Source organism: Paenalcaligenes suwonensis (assembly GCF_011290505.1).
Taxonomy (GTDB): Bacteria; Pseudomonadota; Gammaproteobacteria; order Burkholderiales; family Burkholderiaceae_B; genus Paenalcaligenes; species Paenalcaligenes suwonensis.
In genome coordinates this window covers 1-20,591 of sequence record NZ_JAANPV010000016.1, presented here as the reverse complement: position 1 = coordinate 20,591, position 20,591 = coordinate 1, and the positions used below count along the sequence as shown (strand labels likewise).

General features: G+C 49.7%; 16 protein-coding genes and 1 tRNA gene. 3 read left to right on the top strand and 14 right to left on the bottom strand.

Annotated features, from left to right (window positions below):
• The 4 genes from GY634_RS16905 to rpsL form a co-directional block, all read right to left on the bottom strand.
• Nucleotides 1-549 (bottom strand): GTP-binding protein (locus GY634_RS16905; protein WP_166409890.1); only part of this gene is annotated, 549 nt, incomplete at its 3' end.
• 82 nt (nucleotides 550-631) lie between these two features.
• The gene (gene fusA, locus GY634_RS16900; protein ID WP_166409889.1) at nucleotides 632-2,734 is read right to left on the bottom strand and encodes an elongation factor G; all 2,103 of its coding nucleotides are present in this window, start codon (nucleotides 2,732-2,734) and stop codon (nucleotides 632-634) included.
• 15 nt (nucleotides 2,735-2,749) lie between these two features.
• Entirely contained in the window at nucleotides 2,750-3,220 is a 471-nt protein-coding gene (rpsG, locus tag GY634_RS16895) for a 30S ribosomal protein S7 (RefSeq protein WP_135863560.1), read from the bottom strand.
• Between the two features lie 144 nt (nucleotides 3,221-3,364).
• Nucleotides 3,365-3,739, bottom strand: a complete 375-nt coding sequence (gene rpsL / locus GY634_RS16890; RefSeq protein ID WP_135863562.1) for a 30S ribosomal protein S12 — start codon at nucleotides 3,737-3,739, stop codon at nucleotides 3,365-3,367.
• Between the two features lie 502 nt (nucleotides 3,740-4,241).
• On the opposite strand from rpsL, the gene GY634_RS16885 reads away from it, so the two are divergent.
• The 3 genes from GY634_RS16885 to GY634_RS16875 are packed head-to-tail and all read left to right on the top strand — an operon-like array spanning nucleotide 4,242 to nucleotide 8,046.
• On the top strand, nucleotides 4,242-4,937 hold the full coding sequence (locus GY634_RS16885) for a response regulator transcription factor (RefSeq protein ID WP_166409888.1): 696 nt from the start codon (nucleotides 4,242-4,244) through the stop codon (nucleotides 4,935-4,937).
• A gap of 17 nt (nucleotides 4,938-4,954) precedes the next feature.
• A complete protein-coding gene (locus GY634_RS16880) occupies nucleotides 4,955-6,043 on the top strand; it encodes a FecR family protein (protein WP_166409887.1) in 1,089 nt (362 codons plus the stop codon).
• Nucleotides 6,044-6,057: 14 nt separating this feature from the next.
• On the top strand, nucleotides 6,058-8,046 hold the full coding sequence (locus GY634_RS16875; RefSeq protein ID WP_166409886.1) for a CHASE2 domain-containing protein: 1,989 nt from the start codon (nucleotides 6,058-6,060) through the stop codon (nucleotides 8,044-8,046).
• A 208-nt stretch (nucleotides 8,047-8,254) separates the two neighbouring features.
• On the opposite strand, the gene rpoC is transcribed toward GY634_RS16875, so the two are convergent.
• The 10 genes from rpoC to GY634_RS16825 form a co-directional block, all read right to left on the bottom strand.
• Nucleotides 8,255-12,514: a DNA-directed RNA polymerase subunit beta' gene (gene rpoC, locus GY634_RS16870; protein ID WP_166409885.1), complete on the bottom strand. Its 4,260-nt coding sequence runs from the start codon at nucleotides 12,512-12,514 to the stop codon at nucleotides 8,255-8,257.
• Entirely contained in the window at nucleotides 12,514-16,626 is a 4,113-nt protein-coding gene (gene rpoB, locus GY634_RS16865) for a DNA-directed RNA polymerase subunit beta (protein ID WP_166409884.1), read from the bottom strand. Before rpoB ends, rpoC begins: the two co-directional genes overlap by 1 nt.
• 165 nt (nucleotides 16,627-16,791) lie before the next feature.
• Complete coding sequence (gene rplL, locus GY634_RS16860; protein WP_135863573.1) at nucleotides 16,792-17,166, bottom strand: 50S ribosomal protein L7/L12; 375 nt, start codon at nucleotides 17,164-17,166, stop codon at nucleotides 16,792-16,794.
• 82 nt (nucleotides 17,167-17,248) lie between these two features.
• On the bottom strand, nucleotides 17,249-17,773 hold the full coding sequence (gene rplJ / locus GY634_RS16855; RefSeq protein WP_166409883.1) for a 50S ribosomal protein L10: 525 nt from the start codon (nucleotides 17,771-17,773) through the stop codon (nucleotides 17,249-17,251).
• A gap of 237 nt (nucleotides 17,774-18,010) precedes the next feature.
• Nucleotides 18,011-18,706 carry a 50S ribosomal protein L1 gene (gene rplA / locus GY634_RS16850; RefSeq protein ID WP_166409882.1) on the bottom strand — a complete coding sequence of 232 codons (696 nt, stop codon included), beginning with the start codon at nucleotides 18,704-18,706 and terminating at the stop codon, nucleotides 18,011-18,013.
• A 6-nt stretch (nucleotides 18,707-18,712) separates the two neighbouring features.
• Nucleotides 18,713-19,144, bottom strand: coding sequence for a 50S ribosomal protein L11 (gene rplK / locus GY634_RS16845; protein ID WP_166409881.1), 432 nt, complete (start codon nucleotides 19,142-19,144; stop codon nucleotides 18,713-18,715).
• A 60-nt stretch (nucleotides 19,145-19,204) separates the two neighbouring features.
• On the bottom strand, nucleotides 19,205-19,738 hold the full coding sequence (gene nusG, locus GY634_RS16840; RefSeq protein WP_166409880.1) for a transcription termination/antitermination protein NusG: 534 nt from the start codon (nucleotides 19,736-19,738) through the stop codon (nucleotides 19,205-19,207).
• 9 nt (nucleotides 19,739-19,747) lie between these two features.
• Entirely contained in the window at nucleotides 19,748-20,128 is a 381-nt protein-coding gene (gene secE, locus GY634_RS16835) for a preprotein translocase subunit SecE (protein WP_166409879.1), read from the bottom strand.
• 43 nt (nucleotides 20,129-20,171) lie between these two features.
• A tRNA-Trp gene (locus tag GY634_RS16830) sits at nucleotides 20,172-20,247 on the bottom strand.
• 85 nt (nucleotides 20,248-20,332) lie between these two features.
• Nucleotides 20,333-20,591 (bottom strand): EF-Tu C-terminal domain-related protein (locus GY634_RS16825; protein WP_479724670.1); only part of this gene is annotated, 259 nt, incomplete at its 5' end.

The window sequence follows — 20,591 nt, the reverse complement described above, 5'->3', positions numbered from 1 at the left end:
TTCGTCGCCTTCCAGTGCCAGCTTAGCGGAACCTTTAACGATCGGTGTGTCGTCGCCTGGGAAATCGTAGTTCGACAACAGCTCGCGAACTTCCATTTCTACCAATTCCAACAACTCTTCGTCGTCAACCATGTCGGCTTTGTTCAGGAACACGATGATGTAAGGTACACCAACCTGACGGCTCAACAAGATGTGTTCACGTGTCTGAGGCATTGGGCCGTCAGCAGCGGAAACTACCAGAATCGCGCCATCCATCTGCGCTGCACCAGTAATCATGTTTTTAACGTAGTCAGCGTGACCTGGGCAGTCTACGTGTGCGTAGTGACGTGCTGGTGTTTCGTATTCTACGTGAGAGGTGCTGATGGTAATACCACGAGCTTTCTCTTCAGGAGCAGCGTCGATTTGCGCGTAGTCACGTGCTTCACCGCCGAATGCTTTTGCCAAAACCGTGCAGATCGCTGCGGTCAGAGTGGTTTTACCGTGGTCAACGTGACCAATTGTACCTACGTTGACGTGCGGTTTAGTCCGTTCAAACTTACCTTTTGCCATGATTTATCTCTACTATGTTTTCAGGAAAACAAAAATTTATAGACCAGCCCGTTTATACAACAGACTGGCCTTAACGTGTTATTTATTTTGCACGCGCGCTGACAACTTCATCAGCTACATGCTTAGGAGCTTCAGAGTACTGCTTGAACTCCATGCTGTACGTGGCACGACCCTGGGTCTGAGAACGCAAGCTGGTGGAGTAACCAAACATCTCGGCCAGAGGAACCTCTGCCTTAATGATTTTGCCACCACCAGGAATGTCTTCCATACCCTGAACCATACCGCGACGGGAGGACAAGTCACCCATCACTGTACCGGCGTACTCTTCAGGCGTTTCAACATCAACAGCCATCATGGGTTCCAGCAGCACTGGATCAGCGCGGCGCATACCCTCTTTGAACGCCATAGAAGCAGCCAGACGGAAAGCGTTTTCGTTCGAGTCCACATCGTGGTAAGAACCGAAGAACAGCGTTGCTTTAACGTCTACTACTGGGTAACCAGCGATCACACCGGCAGGCAGTGTTTCGCGGATACCTTTATCAACGGCAGGAATGTATTCACGTGGAACCACACCACCTTTGATCTCGTCAACGAACTCGTAGCCACCACCAGCTTCCATTGGCTCGAGTTTCAGTACCACGTGACCGTATTGACCACGACCACCGGACTGACGAACAAATTTGCCTTCGACTTCTGGGCAGACTTTGCGGATAGTTTCGCGGTAGGCCACTTGTGGCTTACCAACGTTAGCTTCCACGTTGAACTCGCGACGCATACGGTCAACCAGAACTTCCAAGTGAAGCTCACCCATACCAGAAATAATAGTCTGGCCGGATTCTTCGTCACTTGTTACGCGGAAAGAAGGATCTTCCTGCGCCAAGCGAGAAAGGGCCACACCCATTTTCTCTTGGTCGGATTTAGTTTTTGGTTCAACAGCCTGAGAAATCACAGGTTCTGGGAACTCCATACGCTCCAGAACGATATGGTTCTGCATGTCACACAGGGTTTCACCTGTTGTCACTTCTTTCAGACCCACCACCGCAGCGATATCACCAGCAACCAACTCTTTCAGCTCAGCACGGTTGTTTGCGTGCATCTGCAGAATACGGCCAATACGCTCGCGCTTGCCTTTCACTGAGTTGTACACAGTGTCGCCAGAGCGCAGAACGCCGGAGTACACACGCACAAACGTCAACTGACCAACGAAGTTATCTGTCATCAGCTTGAATGCCAATGCGGACAGAGGGGCTTCATCGTCAGCAGGACGAGTGATAGGATTGCCGTCATCGTCTTCACCAGCCACGTCAGGGATATCCACTGGGGATGGCATGTAATCGATAACTGCATCCAGCATGCGCTGAACACCTTTGTTTTTGAACGCTGTACCGCACAGCATTGGCTGGATTTCGCCAGCAATGGTACGTGTACGCATACCCAGGTTCAGGTCGGCCTCAGACAGGTCGCCTTCTTCTAGGTACTTGTTCATCAACTCTTCGCTGGCTTCTGCTGCTGCTTCAACCAGGTTTTCGCGCCATTTTTTGGCATCGGCAACCATGTCAGCAGGAATCTCAGCGTAGTCAAACTTCACGCCCAGGCTAGCCTCATCCCACAGGATGGCTTTCATTTTTACCAGGTCAACAACGCCTTTGAATTCATCTTCAGCGCCGATTGGCAAAACGACAGGCACAGGACTAGCTTTCAAACGCAGTTTGAGCTGGTCGTACACTTTGTAGAAGTTAGCACCGGTACGGTCCATTTTGTTGATGAACAACAAACGTGGCACACCGTATTTGTTAGCTTGGCGCCATACAGTTTCGGACTGAGGCTGCACACCGCCCACAGCACAATACACCATCACTGCACCGTCCAGAACACGCATGGAACGCTCTACCTCAATGGTAAAGTCCACGTGCCCGGGGGTGTCAATAATGTTGATACGGTGCTCTGGGTAATTGCCAGCCATACCGCTCCAGAACGCTGTGGTAGCAGCAGAGGTAATGGTAATACCACGCTCTTGCTCTTGCTCCATCCAGTCCATGGTGGCGGAACCCTCGTGGGTTTCGCCCAGCTTGTGGCTTACACCAGTGTAAAACAGGATGCGTTCTGTCGTTGTGGTTTTACCGGCGTCAATGTGTGCCGAAATACCAATATTACGATAGCGCTCGATGGGGGTTTTGCGGGCCATGATTTTGTCCTTTGATTACCAACGGAAATGGCTGAATGCCTTGTTGGCTTCGGCCATTCTGTGCGTGTCTTCACGCTTTCTCATTGCACCACCACGGCCTTCTGCGGCATCCAGCAATTCGCCGGCCAAACGCAGGTCCATGGATTTTTCGCTGCGTTTTTTAGCAGCTTCGCGTACCCAACGCATGGCCAGAGCCAAACGACGGACAGGACGAACTTCAACTGGCACTTGATAGTTAGCACCACCAACACGGCGGCCTTTAACTTCAACTACAGGTTTTACGTTATTGATTGCAGTGGTGAACACTTCGATCGGATCTTTGCCGGCTTTTTCCTGGATTTGATCGAGGGCGCCATACACGATGCGTTCGGCAACAGCTTTCTTACCGGACAACATCACAATATTCATAAATTTTGCGAGTTCTACGCTACCAAATTTAGGATCTGGCAGGATTTCTCTTTTAGGTACTTCGCGACGGCGAGGCATAATAATTCCTTGTGACTATTCAGTTGAACCGCTTTTCACGGTCTTGGTCATTCATAACAAATAACCACTTACATGCCTTTGCATCAGGACAGCAAAGGCTGCACGGACACAGGCCAGACTAACCGGCCAGCGGAAAGCAGTAAATTACTTCTTAGGACGTTTCGCACCGTATTTGGAGCGAGCCTGTTTACGATCTTTCACGCCTTGCAGGTCAAGTGCACCACGAACGATGTGATAACGCACACCTGGCAAGTCTTTTACACGACCACCGCGGATCAGAACGACCGAGTGTTCTTGCAGGTTGTGACCTTCACCACCGATGTACGAAATAACTTCGTAACCGTTGGTCAAGCGAACCTTAGCGACTTTACGCAGAGCAGAGTTAGGTTTTTTAGGGGTAGTTGTGTACACACGGGTGCAAACACCACGACGCTGCGGGCAGTTCTCGAGAGCAGGACTTTTGCTTCCTGGACGAGATACGGCACGCGGCTTGCGTACTAATTGACTAATGGTTGGCATAGCCTCGACGTATCCTTTACGTACAAAAACGAACATATCCTTGCGACAGTATTCGTGTCGCCGGGACGACTTGCACAGAACCGCCCACAACGAACATTTACGTAAAAGAGCGGGTCTGGCAACAAAGGACCACAGGGCAGGGTTTACCTATTAACGTAATGCCATCACAATACAACTCTGACAGCACATATTGATACGAAACGTAGCAATATGAATTAAAAGGCCTAGCTAAAAACAAGCTTTTTGGCCTATATAGAATGTTTCTATACAGACAGAACCCCGTGCACTGGGTTTATTTACCTAGGAATACCGGCAAAGGATCCCATGAGTAAGCTAGCCAATTTACCATGCAAAGGTTTTCAGGGTCAATAGTTTATGATGGTAACGCTAGTGTTTGCGCGGGCTTCGTGACGCTAAAGTAACGTCTAGTTGTATACGCCCCCCGTCCCCCTAGAGGGAAAAGTTATACTTTCAACAATTTCTTGCCTTTAATATTAATGCCATGAACATTGCCTCATTGGAAGACGATCCAGTACAAAGCGAAATGATCGTCAAAACACTGGACTCAGCCGGCTATACCTGCTCTCCCTTCCATACTGGAAAGTCATTGTTGGCGGCTTTAGCAAAACCACACGATTTTAGTGTGTTGGTGTTGGACTGGGAGCTCCCTGACATGAGCGGCCTAGATGTATTACACTGGGTAAGGTCAAAGCTAGGTTACGCTTTGCCTGTGTTGTTTCTTACCAGCAGAACAGCCGAAGAAGACTTGGTTGTTGGGTTACAAGCTGGAGCAGACGACTATATGGGTAAACCCATTCGTCCTGCTGAGTTACAAGCCAGAGTTCAAGCCCTGTTGCGCAGGATGAACCCGGTTACACCGTCTACCGACTCTTTTCAATTTGGTCCTTACAGCATTGACCCTGCCGCTGGAGCCATCACCTTACACGGTGAAACTATTGAGTTAGCGCCCAAAGAATTTGAGCTAGCTCTATTGCTGTTCCGTAATCCCGGTAGGCTGTTTTCTCGTGATGTATTAAGTACTGCAGTATGGAACCGTGAAATTCCTGCTACCTCTCGTACTTTAGATACTCATCTTTCTAACATTAGGCGCAAATTACAACTGCGTCCTGAAAACGGTGTGCGTTTGAATGCTTCTTATGCACTGGGCTACCGCCTAGAAACCGTTAACGAGCTCTAATAAAAATCGATATAACTATGCGTAAATATCTCGCCCTCGCCTGCTTCGCCACATTTAGTCTGTTTGCCAACACACTTAGTGTTGCCCAACCCTCTGGCGCTGAGGGCGACGATTTTATCTATAACGTGCGGCAAGGCGATACGCTATCTGCGCTGTCCAAACTGTACACAGGTCAAAGTGGTAACTGGCGCACACTGCAAAGCTTAAACAACGTTGCAGACACCTTGGCCCTGCCCATTGGCAAAGCACTACGCATTCCTTTTTCTCTTATTGCTGAAGTACCTGGCCAAGCACGTATTAGCCACTACAGTGGCGATGTCACGGTGAATGGCCGTCGTCCTCAAACGGATACCTTGGTAAAAGAGGGTGACGAAATTGTAGTAGGCAGCAATGCGTTTTTGACGCTACGACTCAGTGATGACAGTACCATCACTCTGCCCCCATCCAGCACACTTAGCTTGAAACGCCTGCGCGACTTTACCCATGCAGGCTTAACCGACTCTATTCTCCAATTAGAAAATGGTGAGTTGGAAACACGTGTAGCGCCTGACCACCGAGGAGTGGGTCGTTTTGAAGTGCACACTCCCGTGTCAGTAACTGGCGTGCGAGGCACCGATTTACGTGTACGTAGCCAAGACGACCGCAGTATTACTGAGGTCATCAGTGGTAGAGCCAAACTGCAAACCGATGCAACTAGCCAATCCATGTACATCAAGCCTGATCAGGGGACTATCGTTAAAGCCTCTGGTGAGGTTAGCACCGGTAACTTGTTACCAGCACCAGCGATGAGCGAGCCTGAGCGTGGCCCTAACGGCTGGCAAGTCTCCTTCCCTCCACTGGCGGGTGCCCAAGAATACTTGGTACAAGTAACGCTAGATGAAGAAGGCTCACAAATCTATTCTCGCCAGACCACCGCCGACACTACAGTTAGCTTCCACGCAGGCGGTACCGGTACACACTATGTGCGTGTAAGGGGTATTGCAGCAGACGGTTTGATGGGTAGAGACGCCGTGGCCAGTTTCCCAGGTCAGCTTGTATTGCAAAGCTCTAACGGCGCACCCGTGATGAGCAGTTTTGATCTACCTATCACACTACAAGACTACTAGGCTGACCATTTTGTATGCGCAAGACAGCCTTGCCTCTACGTCCACCTGCAGGCTCCAGTTCGCTGGGGCGGCAGGTGTTACTAGAGTGGCGAATCATGACATTTTTCTTGATTCTGCTGACCATCTTGCTCATACAGTTCAAAGACGTCTTAAGGCTATCGCAGGTTGACAACACCTTTTACGACTTCTACATGAAGTTGGCGTTACCTGTTTCAGCACCCGATCCAAATATTGCCTTAGTCGTGATTGACGACGGTAGCTTGCAACAACTAGGCTACTGGCCATGGCGCCGCGCAGAGCATTCGCATCTGCTCGAACATCTAGATCAAGCAAAAGCCGTTGGTTTTGATATTTTGTTTCAAGACCATAATCCCGCTTACCCACAAGACGACCTGACCTTTGCTAACGCCATACAAAAACATGGCCGTGTGGTGTTGCCTACCATCGTTCGTTTGAATGGATCTACCTCATCGGTAGATCAACCCGTCGCCCCACTGGCTGACAGCGCAGCAGAGCTAGGATTCATTAATATCTACCCTGATCCTGACGGGTCTGTGCGCCGCATTATCCTTACTGCCTCGGATGGCGAAAAAACGTATTCCCATCTTATTCCCGCCATGCTTCAGGCTGGCGGTGAAACCAAGATTGCTAACAAACTGCTCAGTACCACACCTTCTGAGTACATGATTAACTTCTCGGGCCCTCCGGACCACTACCCCACCTATCCCTATTCTGCGATAGCCAATGGTTTGGTTCCCCCAGAAGAGTTTAAAGACCGCTATGTGCTCGTTGGAGCATGGAGCAGTGGTTTAGGTGACTACTACCCTACCCCTAGATCATGGGAAGATCGCACTAGCATGGCTGGTGTGGAAATCTTGGCTAATGCGCTGAGCAACGCACGTACCAATAACTGGATAAAGCCACTACCCACGTGGTTAGTCATTACCCTAAACATCATCCCCATTTATTTGGTGTGTTTGATACTGATACGCTTTTCACCGCGTAAAGCTTTTCTAACCACAACAGCACTGTGGTTGTGTTTGGTAGGGCTAGACTGGGCCTTGCTGCAGTTCTTAGAGTTCTGGCTACCCATTTCCAGCAGCTTAGTGGTAATGATGCTAGCGTACCCAGCATGGCACTGGCGTAGCCAAGAAACCGTACTACGCCATATTAATCACGAACTGTCGGTACTTAGCGCCCAAGACTCCGCCCTACGCTTAGCCTTAGAGGCCAAAGCCCCTACCGAAACGCTTCCGGCAAGGTTGAGCTTTTTACACCGAGGGATTGAGCTACTACGCGAAGCCCAACAACGCCGTGAACAAACGCTGCGATTCATTTCGCACGACATGCGTGCTCCTCAAAACTCTATTCTGGCCTTGGTATCGCTGCAGCGCTCTGGTGAACAAGCCCTAGACGAAACCCAGTTATTGAGCAAAATTGAGTCTTATGCCTCTAACACCTTAGAGCTGGTGAATAACTTTATGGATTTGGCCCGTGCTGAAGCCATGGAGATTGAGTTCCACGATGTCAACCTAGGCGATGTCATGGCAGATGTCTACGACGACGCATGGTCACGCGCAAAAACCAAACACATTGATGTTGAACTGCACATACCCGATGAACAATTGTATGTTCACGGCAATGCCACCATGTTGCGCCGTACCTTTAGCAACCTTGTGGATAACGCGATCAAGTACAGCTCAATAAATACTACGGTGCACTGCACGCTAACGCATGAAGACAACTATGCCGTAGTCAGCATTAAAGACCAAGGTTGGGGTATTCCTGATCACCTGCAACCTACCATCTTCCAAGCCTTTAACCGCGCGCACAGCACCGCTGAGGATGCTCCCATAGGCAGTGGTATAGGTTTGGCCTTTGTACAAACGGTGGTGCAACGCCACCGCGGCTATATCACGCTAGAAAGTGAAGAAGGCAAAGGCAGTACCTTTACAGTAAAGCTGCCCATTAGCGAAGAAACAGAAGAAGAAACCGTAGAGTAAGCAACTCTTAGCACTATCTCTATGAGGTCCACAGGGCCTCAGCGCCTGTGTACACCTCAAACCACACAAGCCTAACACTCCTACGGGTAGGCTGTCTTACGAGTCCTACACGCCGTGCTCTTGCACCCTAGCCCTACAAAACAACAGCCCCCTAAACCTAAAAGCTCAGGGGGCTGTTGATGCAGTCAGTAGACAGCGGGTTTAAGGATTACTCCTCGTCACCCATGTCCAATGATGCGGATGCTTCAGGTTCTGCTGATGCAGCGTCTTCCATATCCATAAATGGATTGTTGTCGCTGATGAACGGGTTTTCCTGTGCACGTGCTGCCTGACGTTCTGCTTGCTCGAACAATTCCTTGTTGTGGCGGGCATTGTGGTATGCCATACCGGTACCAGCAGGAATCAAACGACCAACAATCACGTTCTCTTTCAGACCACGCAGTTCATCACGTTTACCCATGATGGCTGCTTCAGTCAGTACTCGTGTGGTTTCCTGGAAGGAAGCCGCCGAGATGAAGGAGTCAGTAGACAGCGATGCTTTAGTAATACCCAACAGCACGTTTTCGTACGTAGCTGGGATTTCATCTTTAGCAACAACACGGTCGTTTTCGTTCAACAGTTCGGAACGCTCTACCTGTTCACCAGTAATGAACTCGGTATCGCCGGCATCAGTAATGTGAACACGACGCAGCATCTGGCGAACAATCACTTCGATGTGCTTATCGTTAATCTTCACACCCTGCAGACGGTAAACGTCCTGCACTTCGTTCACGATGTAGCTGGCCAATTGCTCAATACCTTTCAAACGCAAGATATCGTGCGGATCAGCTGGACCGTCAACAATGGTTTCGCCCTTGTTCACTACTTGACCATCGTGTACCAGAACCTGTTTCTCTTTAGGAATCAGGAACTCGTGGCTTACGCCTTCCAAGTCAGTAATGATCAAGCGCTGCTTACCTTTGGTGTCTTTACCGAAGGAAACCGTACCTGTAACTTCTGCCAGCAAGCCAGCATCTTTTGGTGAACGAGCTTCGAACAGTTCAGCCACACGTGGCAGACCCCCGGTAATATCGCGAGTTTTCTGGGATTCCTGAGGAATACGAGCCAGAATTTCACCCACGCCCACCTGCTGCCCGTCACGCACTGTAATCAGCGCGCCCACTGGGAAGGAGATGTTTACCATGTGGTCTGTACCAGCGATCTTGATCTCTTCGCCTGCTTCATTTAGCAGTTTGATCTGCGGACGTACCGATGTTTTACCACCGCGTGTCTTAGGTGTAATCACCACCAATGTAGACAGACCCGTTACTTCGTCAACCTGACGAGCTACAGTTACGTTCTCTTCGATGTTCTCGAAGCGTACGGAACCGGAGTACTCGGACACGATTGGACGAGTCAATGGATCCCAGCTAGCGATACGCTGACCTGCTTTAACGCTTTCACCATCCGCCACGGCGATGTTCGCACCGTAAGGGATTTTGTGGCGTTCACGTTCACGACGGTTGTCATCGTAAATGATGATTTCGCCAGAACGGGAAATAGCAACTTTCTCGCCTTTGCTGTTTGTCACATAACGCAGGCCAATGGCAAAGCCAACGTGACCGGCAATTTTGGTTTCTACTGTGCTGGTAGTTGCTGCACGAGATGCCGCACCACCGATGTGGAACGTACGCATTGTCAACTGAGTACCTGGTTCACCGATGGACTGAGCAGCGATAACACCCACTGCTTCACCACGGTTAACCAATACACCGCGACCCAAGTCACGACCATAACAATGTGCACACAGACCATGACGTGTTTCACATGTCAGTGGTGTACGGATCTTGACTTCGTCAATACCCAACGCATCGATCAGGTCAACTTTGTCCTCATCCAGCAATGTGCCGGCTGGGATTGCAGTTTCTTGTGTATCGGGGTTGATGATGTCAGTAGCTGCTACACGACCCAAAATACGATCGCGCAACGCTTCAATAACTTCACCGCCATCCAGCACCGCTTTCATGGTGTAACCGCTGGAAGTACCGCAATCGTCTTCGGTAATTACCAGGTCTTGAGTCACGTCAACCAGACGACGAGTCAAGTAACCGGAGTTAGCCGTTTTCAACGCCGTATCAGCCAGACCTTTACGAGCACCGTGAGTAGAAATAAAGTACTGTAGTACGTTCAGACCTTCACGGAAGTTCGCTGTAATAGGAGTTTCAATAATGGAGCCATCGGGCTTAGCCATCAGACCACGCATACCAGCCAACTGACGAATCTGTGCTGCGGAACCACGAGCCCCGGAGTCAGCCATCATGTAAATGGAGTTGAAAGACTCCTGACGGACTTCCTCACCGTGACGGTCGATCACTGGCTCAGTTGCCAGTTGTTCCATCATGGCCTTACCAACGCGGTCACTGGCTTTACCCCAGATATCTACCACGTTGTTGTAACGTTCCTGTGCAGTCACCAGACCGGACGAGTACTGTTTATCAATCTCTTTAACTTCGTTACCGGCTTGCTCAAGGATTTCTGCTTTAACAGTAGGCACCACCATGTCACGCATAGAGATGGAAATACCACCACGCGTAGCCAAACGGAAACCAGACTGCATCAATTTATCAGCGAAAATCACTGTAGCGCGCAGACCGCAACGACGGAAAGACAGGTTGATCAGCTTGGAGATTTCTTTTTTCTTCAAAGTCTGGTTCAGCACTTTGAAAGAAAGACCGTGAGGCAGAATCTCGGACAACAAGGCACGACCAACAGTGGTTTCAAAGCGTTGTAGCTTCTCTACCCACTCACCTGCTTCGTTTTTCTCGTATTCAGGCAAACGCACAGTAACGCGCGATTGCAGTTCTACTTCGTGGTTGTCGTATGCACGTTGAACCTCAGCGACGTTAGCGAAGAACATACCTTCACCTTTGCCGTTGATACGATCACGCGTCGCATAGTACACACCCAGCACGATATCCTGAGAAGGTACGATAGATGGCTCACCGTTAGCTGGGAACAATACGTTGTTCGATGCCAGCATCAAGGTACGAGCTTCTAACTGAGCTTCCAAGGACAACGGCACGTGTACCGCCATCTGGTCACCGTCAAAGTCAGCGTTAAACGCCGCACACACTAAGGGGTGCAACTGAATCGCTTTACCTTCGATCAGCATAGGCTCAAAAGCCTGAATACCCAGACGGTGCAGCGTAGGCGCACGGTTCAGCATTACTGGGTGTTCACGAATCACTTCTTCCAGAATATCCCAAACTACGGGTTCCTGATTTTCAACCATGCGTTTGGCGGCCTTGATGGTCTGCGCCAAATCCATTTTTTCCAGACGGTTGAAAATGAAGGGTTTAAACAGCTCCAGCGCCATCAATTTTGGCAGACCACACTGGTGCAGTTTCAACTGAGGACCCACCACGATCACGGAACGACCGGAGTAGTCAACACGTTTACCCAACAGGTTCTGACGGAAGCGACCGCCTTTACCTTTAATCATGTCAGCCAAGGACTTCAATTGACGCTTGTTAGCGCCAGTCATGGCTTTACCGCGACGGCCGTTATCCAGCAGCGAGTCTACGGACTCTTGCAGCATACGTTTTTCGTTGCGCAAGATGATGTCCGGAGCTTTCAGTTCCAGCAGACGTTTCAGACGGTTATTACGGTTAATGACGCGACGATACAAATCGTTCAGGTCAGAAGTCGCAAAACGGCCGCCATCCAGTGGTACCAAAGGACGCAGTTCTGGAGGCAACACAGGCAGCACTTCCAAGATCATCCAGTCAGGTTTGATACCGGACTTCTGGAAACCTTCCAGCACTTTCAAGCGCTTGGAGATTTTTTTGATCTTAGCTTCGGAGCCAGTGGCTTTCAGTTCAGCACGCAGAGTTTCTACTTCTCTATCGATATCGATAGTGCGCAGCAACTCGCCAACAGCTTCCGCACCCATCAGGGCTTGGAAGTCGTCGCCGTATTCTTCTGTTTTAGCGAAGTAATCGTCGTCTGACATGATCTGGCCGCGTTTCAGCGGGGTCATGCCAGGTTCGATCACGCACCATGCTTCAAAGTACAGTACACGCTCGATATCACGCAGCGTCATGTCCAGAACCATACCCAAACGGGAGGGCAAGCTCTTCAGGAACCAGATGTGCGCAACCGGGCAGGCCAACTCAATGTGGCCCATGCGTTCACGACGTACTTTGGATACGGTAACTTCAACACCACACTTCTCGCAGATTACGCCGCGGTGTTTCAGTCGCTTGTACTTACCGCACAAACACTCATAGTCTTTTACTGGGCCAAAAATTTTGGCACAAAACAGACCATCGCGCTCTGGGCGGAAAGTACGGTAGTTAATCGTTTCTGGCTTACGGACTTCACCGAAAGACCAGGAACGGATTTTCTCAGGAGACGCGATACCGATGCGAATCGCATCGAATTGGTCATCCTGAGAGACCTGTTTAAAGAGATCGAGTAGCGCTTTCATTATTTACGCTCCAAATCCATGTCAAGCGACAAGGATCGAATTTCCTTGACCAGAACGTTGAATGACTCTGGCATACCAGCATCAATCACGTGATCGCCCTTGACGATGTTCTCGTAAACTTTGGTACGGCCAGTGATGTCATCAGACTTCACGGTCAACATTTCCTGCAACGTGTAGGCTGCACCGTAAGCTTCCAGTGCCCAAACCTCCATCTCCCCGAAACGCTGGCCACCGAACTGAGCCTTACCACCCAGCGGCTGCTGAGTAACCAAGGAGTACGGACCAGTGGAACGAGCGTGCATCTTATCGTCAACCAAGTGGTGCAGTTTCAGGTAGTGCATGTAACCCACGGTCACAGGACGCTCAAACTGTTCACCAGTACGGCCGTCGAACAAGATCACTTGAGTGCGGCTGTTGGCCAATTGCATTTTCTCGGCTACGTCATCAGGGTAAGCCAATGCCAACATAGTCTGGATTTCGTGTTCAGTTGCACCGTCAAACACAGGCGTAGCCAGAGGCACACCTTTACGCAGGTTATGCGCCATGTCGATCAACTCAGCGTCGGTCAACGAAGCGATATCCGCGTGTTTGCCTGTAGTGTTGTAGACTTTTTCCAGGTAAGCGCGCAACTCAGCAACTTGATAACCTTTCTCGTTGCTCAGCATCTCGTTAATACGATCGCCCAGACCTTTAGCAGCCCAACCCAAGTGAACTTCCAGCACCTGACCCACGTTCATACGTGAAGGCACACCCAGCGGGTTCAGCACGATGTCTACAGGAGTACCATCGGCCAAGTGAGGCATATCTTCTACCGGTACGATGCGGGATACCACACCTTTGTTACCGTGACGACCAGCCATCTTGTCACCAGGTTGCAGACGACGTTTAACAGCCAAGTACACCTTAACCATTTTCAGAACGCCAGGAGGCAACTCATCACCTTGGGTGAGTTTCTTGCGTTTTTCTTCAAAGGCCAAGTCAAACTGGTGACGTTTCTGTTCCAGAGAGTCTTTAGTGTGTTCCAGAACCAAAGCATGCTCTTCATCCGCCAAGCGAATGTCGAACCACTGCCAACGGTCTAGGTCAGCCAAGTATTCTGCTGTGATTTCGCTGCCTTTGGCCAAACGACGTGGACCACCATTCACAACCTTACCGGTCAAGAATTTAGCGGTACGATCAAACGCGTCGTCTTCCACAATACGCAGCTGGTCATTCAAGTCTTGACGGTAACGACGCAGCTCATCATCGATAATGGATTGCGCACGTTTATCGCGCTCAATACCTTCACGAGTGAACACTTGAACGTCGATTACAGTACCTACCATGCCGGATGGCACACGCAGGGATGTATCTTTTACGTCAGAGGCTTTTTCACCGAAAATCGCACGCAGCAGTTTTTCTTCTGGTGTCAGTTGAGTTTCGCCTTTAGGCGTTACTTTACCAACCAGAACGTCGTCAGCACGTACCTCAGCACCGATATACACAATACCGGAATCATCCAGACGGTTCAGCTGTACTTCAGACAGGTTGCTGATATCGCGTGTGATATCTTCAGGTCCAAGTTTGGTATCACGGGCAACAACCGTCAACTCTTCGATGTGTACCGAAGTGTAGCGATCATCAGCCACAACTTTTTCGGAGATCAGAATCGAATCCTCAAAGTTGTAACCATTCCAGGTCATGAATGCGATCTTCATGTTCTGACCCAGCGCCAACTCACCCAAGTCGGTGGAAGCACCATCAGCCAGCACATCACCACGAGCCACCAAATCACCACGCTTCACGATAGGACGCTGGTTGATGTTAGTGTTCTGGTTAGAACGTGTGTATTTAGTCAGGTTGTAGATATCTACACCCACTTCACCAGCCACGTTTTCGTCATCGTTCACACGAATAACAACACGCTCGGCATCCACGTAATCTACCAAACCACCACGAGTGGCCATAACGGTAGTACCCGAGTCAACCGCAACAGTACGCTCAATACCGGTACCGACCAGAGGTTTCTCTGGACGCAAGCACGGTACAGCCTGACGTTGCATGTTGGCACCCATCAGCGCACGGTTAGCATCATCGTGCTCTAGGAACGGGATCAGTGAAGCAGCTACGGACACGATCTGTGAAGGAGCAACGTCCATGTACTGCACGTTTTCTGGCGCAGTCATCAGCGTTTCACCCGCTTCCCTACATGCCACCAGATCATCCACAAAGCGGTGATCGTCATCCAACTCGGCGTTAGCCTGAGCGATGATGTAGTTACTTTCTTCAATAGCCGACAGATACACGATCTCGTCGGTAGCCTGACAATCCACAACTTTACGGTAAGGAGTCTCTAGGAAACCGTACTCGTTCAGACGCGCATACAGCGCCATGGAGTTAATCAGACCAATGTTTGGACCTTCAGGCGTTTCAATCGGGCACACACGACCGTAGTGGGTTGGGTGCACGTCACGCACTTCAAAGCCGGCACGTTCACGAGTCAAACCACCAGGGCCCAGAGCGGATACACGACGTTTGTGTGTAATCTCTGACAGCGGGTTGGTCTGATCCATAAACTGGGACAACTGGCTTGAACCGAAGAACTCTTTAACCGCTGCCGAAATTGGACGCGAGTTGATCAAGTCGTGAGGCATTAGGTTTTCGCTTTCAGCTTGACCCAGACGCTCTTTCACGGCGCGTTCAACACGTACCAAACCAGCACGGAATTGGTTCTCCGCTAACTCACCTACACAACGTACACGACGGTTGCCCAGGTGATCGATATCATCGATCTGGCCAATACCGTTACGCAGATCTACCAGCAATTTGATGGTGTCTACGATGTCTTCGTCGGTTAGAGTCAGAGGACCTTCAATGCTTTCGCCACGGCCCAAACGGCTGTTCACTTTCATGCGGCCAACGCGAGACAAATCGTAGGTCTCGTCGCTGTAGAACAGGCGTTGGAACAGCGCTTCAACCGCTTCTTCGGTTGGAGGCTCACCAGGACGCATCATACGGTAAATGGCTACGCGAGCAGCCATCTGGTCTGCTGTGTCGTCGGTACGCAGTGTCAGGGAGATATAACCGCCCTGATCCAAATCGTTCACGTACAGAGTTTCCAGTTCGCGGATGTTTGCATCGCGAGCTTCAGCCAGAATACCTTCTGTGATTTCGTCGTTTGCCTTAGCAATGATTTCACCCGTTTCTGGATTAACCACGTTCTTAGCCAATGTACGACCCAGCAGGTAATCTTCAGGAATGGAGATGTAATCAATTTTGGCATCTTCCAGCTGACGCAGGTGGCGTGCGTTGATACGTTTGTCTTTTTCAACAATAACGTTACCATCGCGATCGGTGACGTCAAAACGCGCCACTTCACCACGCCAATGCTTAGCTACGAATTGCAAGCGACCACCCTCACCCAACAGTTCGATGTGATCGAACTCGAAGAAGTGGGCCAAAATGGCCTCAGGTGTCATGCCGATAGCTTTCAGCAAGATACTGACAGGCATCTTACGACGACGGTCAATACGGAAGAACAGAATATCTTTTGGATCGAACTCGAAATCCAACCATGAACCACGGTAAGGAATTACACGAGCCGAGAAAAGCAATTTACCGGAGCTGTGTGTTTTGCCGCGATCATGCTCAAAAAACACCCCAGGTGAACGGTGCAACTGCGATACAATGACACGCTCGGTACCATTGATCACAAAAGAGCCATTCTCAGTCATCAAAGGCATTTCGCCCATGTAGACTTCTTGCTCTTTGACTTCTTTGACTGTAGGTTTACTAACTTCGCGATCCATGATCACTAGTCGTACCTTGGCACGCAAAGGCGATGCATAGGTCAGACCACGCATTTGGCATTCTTTCACGTCAAATACGGGTTCGCCCAGCGTATAGCTGACGAATTCCAGACGTGCCATACCATTGTGGCTTACGATAGGGAAAATGGAATTAAACGCTTCTTGCAGACCTTCCGACTTACGTTCAGAAGAAATTGTTTCTCGTTGAAGAAACGTTCTGAAAGAATGTAGCTGGGTCGCCAGCAAATAAGGAACCTGCTGTACGTCTTCACGTTTGGCGAAGCTCTTGCGTATGCGCTTTTTTTCGGTATACGAATAAGGCATGAGCACTCCGACTCAAGGGTTACACGGGCCGTCAACCACGACCCTGGTTTACGACTCTAGAGAACCTGACTCAAGTAATAAAAAGCCTTACTAAAATCACAGGTTTTCTAGAGACGCGAAAGCCCGGGAAGGCAAAAATACACTTCCCGGGCATGTACTAATGTCTTACTTAAGTTCGACAGCAGCACCAGCTTCTTCAAGCTTTTTCTTAGCGTCTTCAGCGTCAGCTTTGGACAGACCTTCTTTAACGTCTTTAGGAGCGCCGTCAACCAGGTCTTTAGCTTCTTTCAAGCCCAAGCCAGTCAATTCACGTACAACTTTAATAACGCTAACTTTGTTTGCGCCAACTTCTTTCAGGTGTACTGTGAACTCTGTTTGTTCAGCAGCAGCTTCGCCACCTGCAGCAGCAGGAGCAGCAACTGCAACAGCAGCAGCAGCGGCGGAAACGCCAAATTTCTCTTCCATGTCCTTGATCAGTTCGGACAACTCGAGAACAGTCATGTTTGCAACTGCATCAAGGATTTCAGCTTTAGTAGCCATTTTTCAACTCCAGATATTAGATATAAATGCCAGGTTTGGGTATCGTCCGATACAACAAAATTCCCTAAGGAAAGTAGCGCAATTATGCAGCTTCTTTCTGATCGCGTACGGCCGCCAAGGCACGTGCGAACTTAGTTGGAACTTCGTTAAGCGTACGCACAAATTGCGTGACAGGTGCTTGCATCGTGCCAAGCAATTTCGCCAACAACTCATCACGAGAAGGCATTGTTGCCAATGCTTTAACGCCGTTAACATCCAGCAGGCTATTAGGCATAGCACCGCCTTTGATGACCAACGCGTCGTTGCTCTTAGCGAAATCTGACATGACTTTTGCCGCAGCAACTGGATCAGCACTGATGGCGTACATCAGAGGACCTACCAGTTGTGTAGACAAATCTTGGAAAGATGTGTCTACCAATGCACGGCGAACTAACGTGTTTTTCAAAACACGCAGATACACGCCCGACTCACGCGCTTTTTTGCGCAATACGGTAACGGAAGCGACGTCCAGACCACGATACTCAGCGATAATGATCGATTGTGCCTGTGCTACTTGAGCAGCGACATCTTCGATAACTACCGCTTTCTCTTCACGATTGAGACTCACGGTTTGAACACTCCTATAAAGATGTCCGGACTTCTCCGGGACATCAACCGAATGCGGCGCACCTGGTCGAGTTTCTGAAGTAGAAATTCTTCCGCGGGCGCCGTCTACGTTGGATGGGAAAATCCCGATTAAGGTTGCACAACTGCGTTGTACAAAGCCTCCAACGGTCTTTGACAGCAGTAGCTGCTATACCAGCCAGCTACAGCCCAAAGTTCTGTTTTGCTCTTCTGCTAGCGATTAGGCTTGCAGAGTAGCGATATCAACGCGAGCACCGCCGCCCATTGTGGACGAAACGGCTACTTTACGCATGTACACACCTTTAGCAGCGGCTGGACGTGCTTTGTTCAGCGCGTCAACCAAAGCTACCAGGTTTTCCTGCAACTTAGCTGTGTCAAAAGAAGCACGGCCAATTGTTGCGTGGATAATACCTGCTTTGTCTGTACGGTATTGGATCTGACCAGCTTTAGCGTTTTTAACTGCTGTAGCAACGTCAGGAGTTACTGTACCTACACGTGGGTTAGGCATCAGGCCACGTGGACCCAGTACTTGACCCAATGTACCCACAACACGCATTGTGTCTGGGGAAGCAATAACTACGTCGAAGTCCATTTGACCGGCTTTAATTTGCTCAGCCAAATCATCCATACCAACGATTTCAGCGCCAGCTGCACGAGCTTCTTCTGCTTTCTCGCCTTGTGCAAAAACGGCTACACGCACGCTTTTACCTGTACCGGCTGGCAGAACTACGGAGCCACGAACCAGTTGGTCGGATTTACGAGGGTCAATACCCAGCTGAACAGCAACGTCTACGGATTCGTCAAATTTGGCAGTTGCCGTTTCTTTGATCAGGTTCAGTGCGTCGGAAACAGGGTACAGTTTGTTGCGATCGATTTTGGCAGCAATGGCTGCTGCGCGTTTGCTCAATTTAGCCATGACTGATTACACCCCTTCCACGATAACGCCCATGCTGCGCGCAGTACCAGCAATGGTACGTACAGCAGCGTCCATATCTGCAGCAGTCAGATCTGGCTCTTTGATTTTGGCGATTTCTTCGGCTTGAGCGCGTGTCAGCGTAGCAACTTTGTCTACGTTAGGACGAGCGGAACCGTTTTTCAGACCAGCAGCTTTCTTGATCAGAATAGTTGCTGGTGGAGTTTTCATGATAAAAGTGAAACTTTTATCAGCGTATGCAGTAATAACAACTGGAATTGGCAGACCTGGCTCTACTTGCTGAGTCTGGGCATTAAATGCCTTACAAAATTCCATGATGTTCAGACCACGTTGACCCAGTGCTGGACCAATTGGTGGCGATGGGTTTGCTTTACCAGCTGGAACTTGCAGCTTGATAAACCCGACGATTTTCTTCGCCATGATGTACTCCTTGCGGGTAATAGTGTCACATCAAAAGACGTGACTCCCCGGGGTTAAAAATCAAGTCTTGTCGACTTGGTCAAAATCGAGCTCAACAGGTGTGGATCGACCAAAAATGGTAACCGATACACGCACCTTGCTTTTCTCGTAATTCACTTCTTCTACGTTACCGTTGAAATCAGCAAATGGGCCTTCTTTAACACGCACCATTTCGCCCACTTCAAACAACGTTTTAGGACGTGGTTTCTCGCCACCCTCTTCCATTTGCGACATAATTTGTCGCACTTCACGCTCGGGAATTGGGGCAGGACGGTTACCTGAACCTCCCAAGAAACCACTTACACGGCTGGTGCTACGCACCAAGTGCCAGGTTTCATCGGTAAGATCCATTTCCACCAGTACATAACCAGGGAAAATACGTCGTTCAGTAATTGTTTTTTTGCCGTTTTTTACTTCTACGACTTCTTCTGACGGGATAAGAATATCACCGAAAGCGTGCTCTAATTCGGCACGCTCAATACGTTCTTTCAACGCTTTTTGCACACTTTTTTCCATTCCGGAATAAACGTGTACTACATACCAACGTTTGCTCATGTGTGCCCTTTATTTCCAGCCTAAGAACAGGCTATAGATGACCCACTCAAGGCCTTTATCAATCAGCCACAGCAGAATAGCCATTACCGTCACGAACAGGAACACAATACCTGTCATTTGGGTTGCTTCTTTACGGGATGGCCAGTGTACGCGTCGGACTTCTTGATAGGAATCGCGAGCAAAACCAATGAGTCGTTTGCCGGTTTCACTAAGAAACACAATCAGGGCTGCCACAATTAGGGCGCCCACGAAGACACCAACCCGTACAAAAGCGGATTGCCCCTCTAACAAGGAGTAACCAACTATGCCAGCAGCGAGCACTAACACTGCAAGGCCCAGCTTTAGACGTTCTGAGCCACGATTTACGGTTTCTACGTTGGTATTCGACATAATCCGACGATTAGACGTCACCAGAGTGTGACGAGTGACTGGGTGGCAGGGGCAGAAGGAATCGAACCCTCAACCTTCGGTTTTGGAGACCGACGCTCTGCCAATTGAGCTATACCCCTATACCTTGAAAACCGGTACGTATGAAACCATACCGATAAGTGCAAAGAGGAATAATACCCTCTTTTGCACTTTTTGGCTACTACTTTATTTAATAATTTTGGCTACAACGCCAGCACCAACAGTACGGCCACCTTCGCGGATCGCGAAACGCAGACCTTCTTCCATAGCGATAGGCGCAATCAGCGACACTGTCATGGAAATGTTATCGCCTGGCAGAACCATTTCTTTGTCTTCTGGCAGCTCGATAGTACCGGTTACGTCAGTTGTACGGAAGTAGAACTGAGGACGGTAGCCTTTGAAGAATGGTGTGTGACGACCGCCTTCTTCTTTGGACAGAATGTAC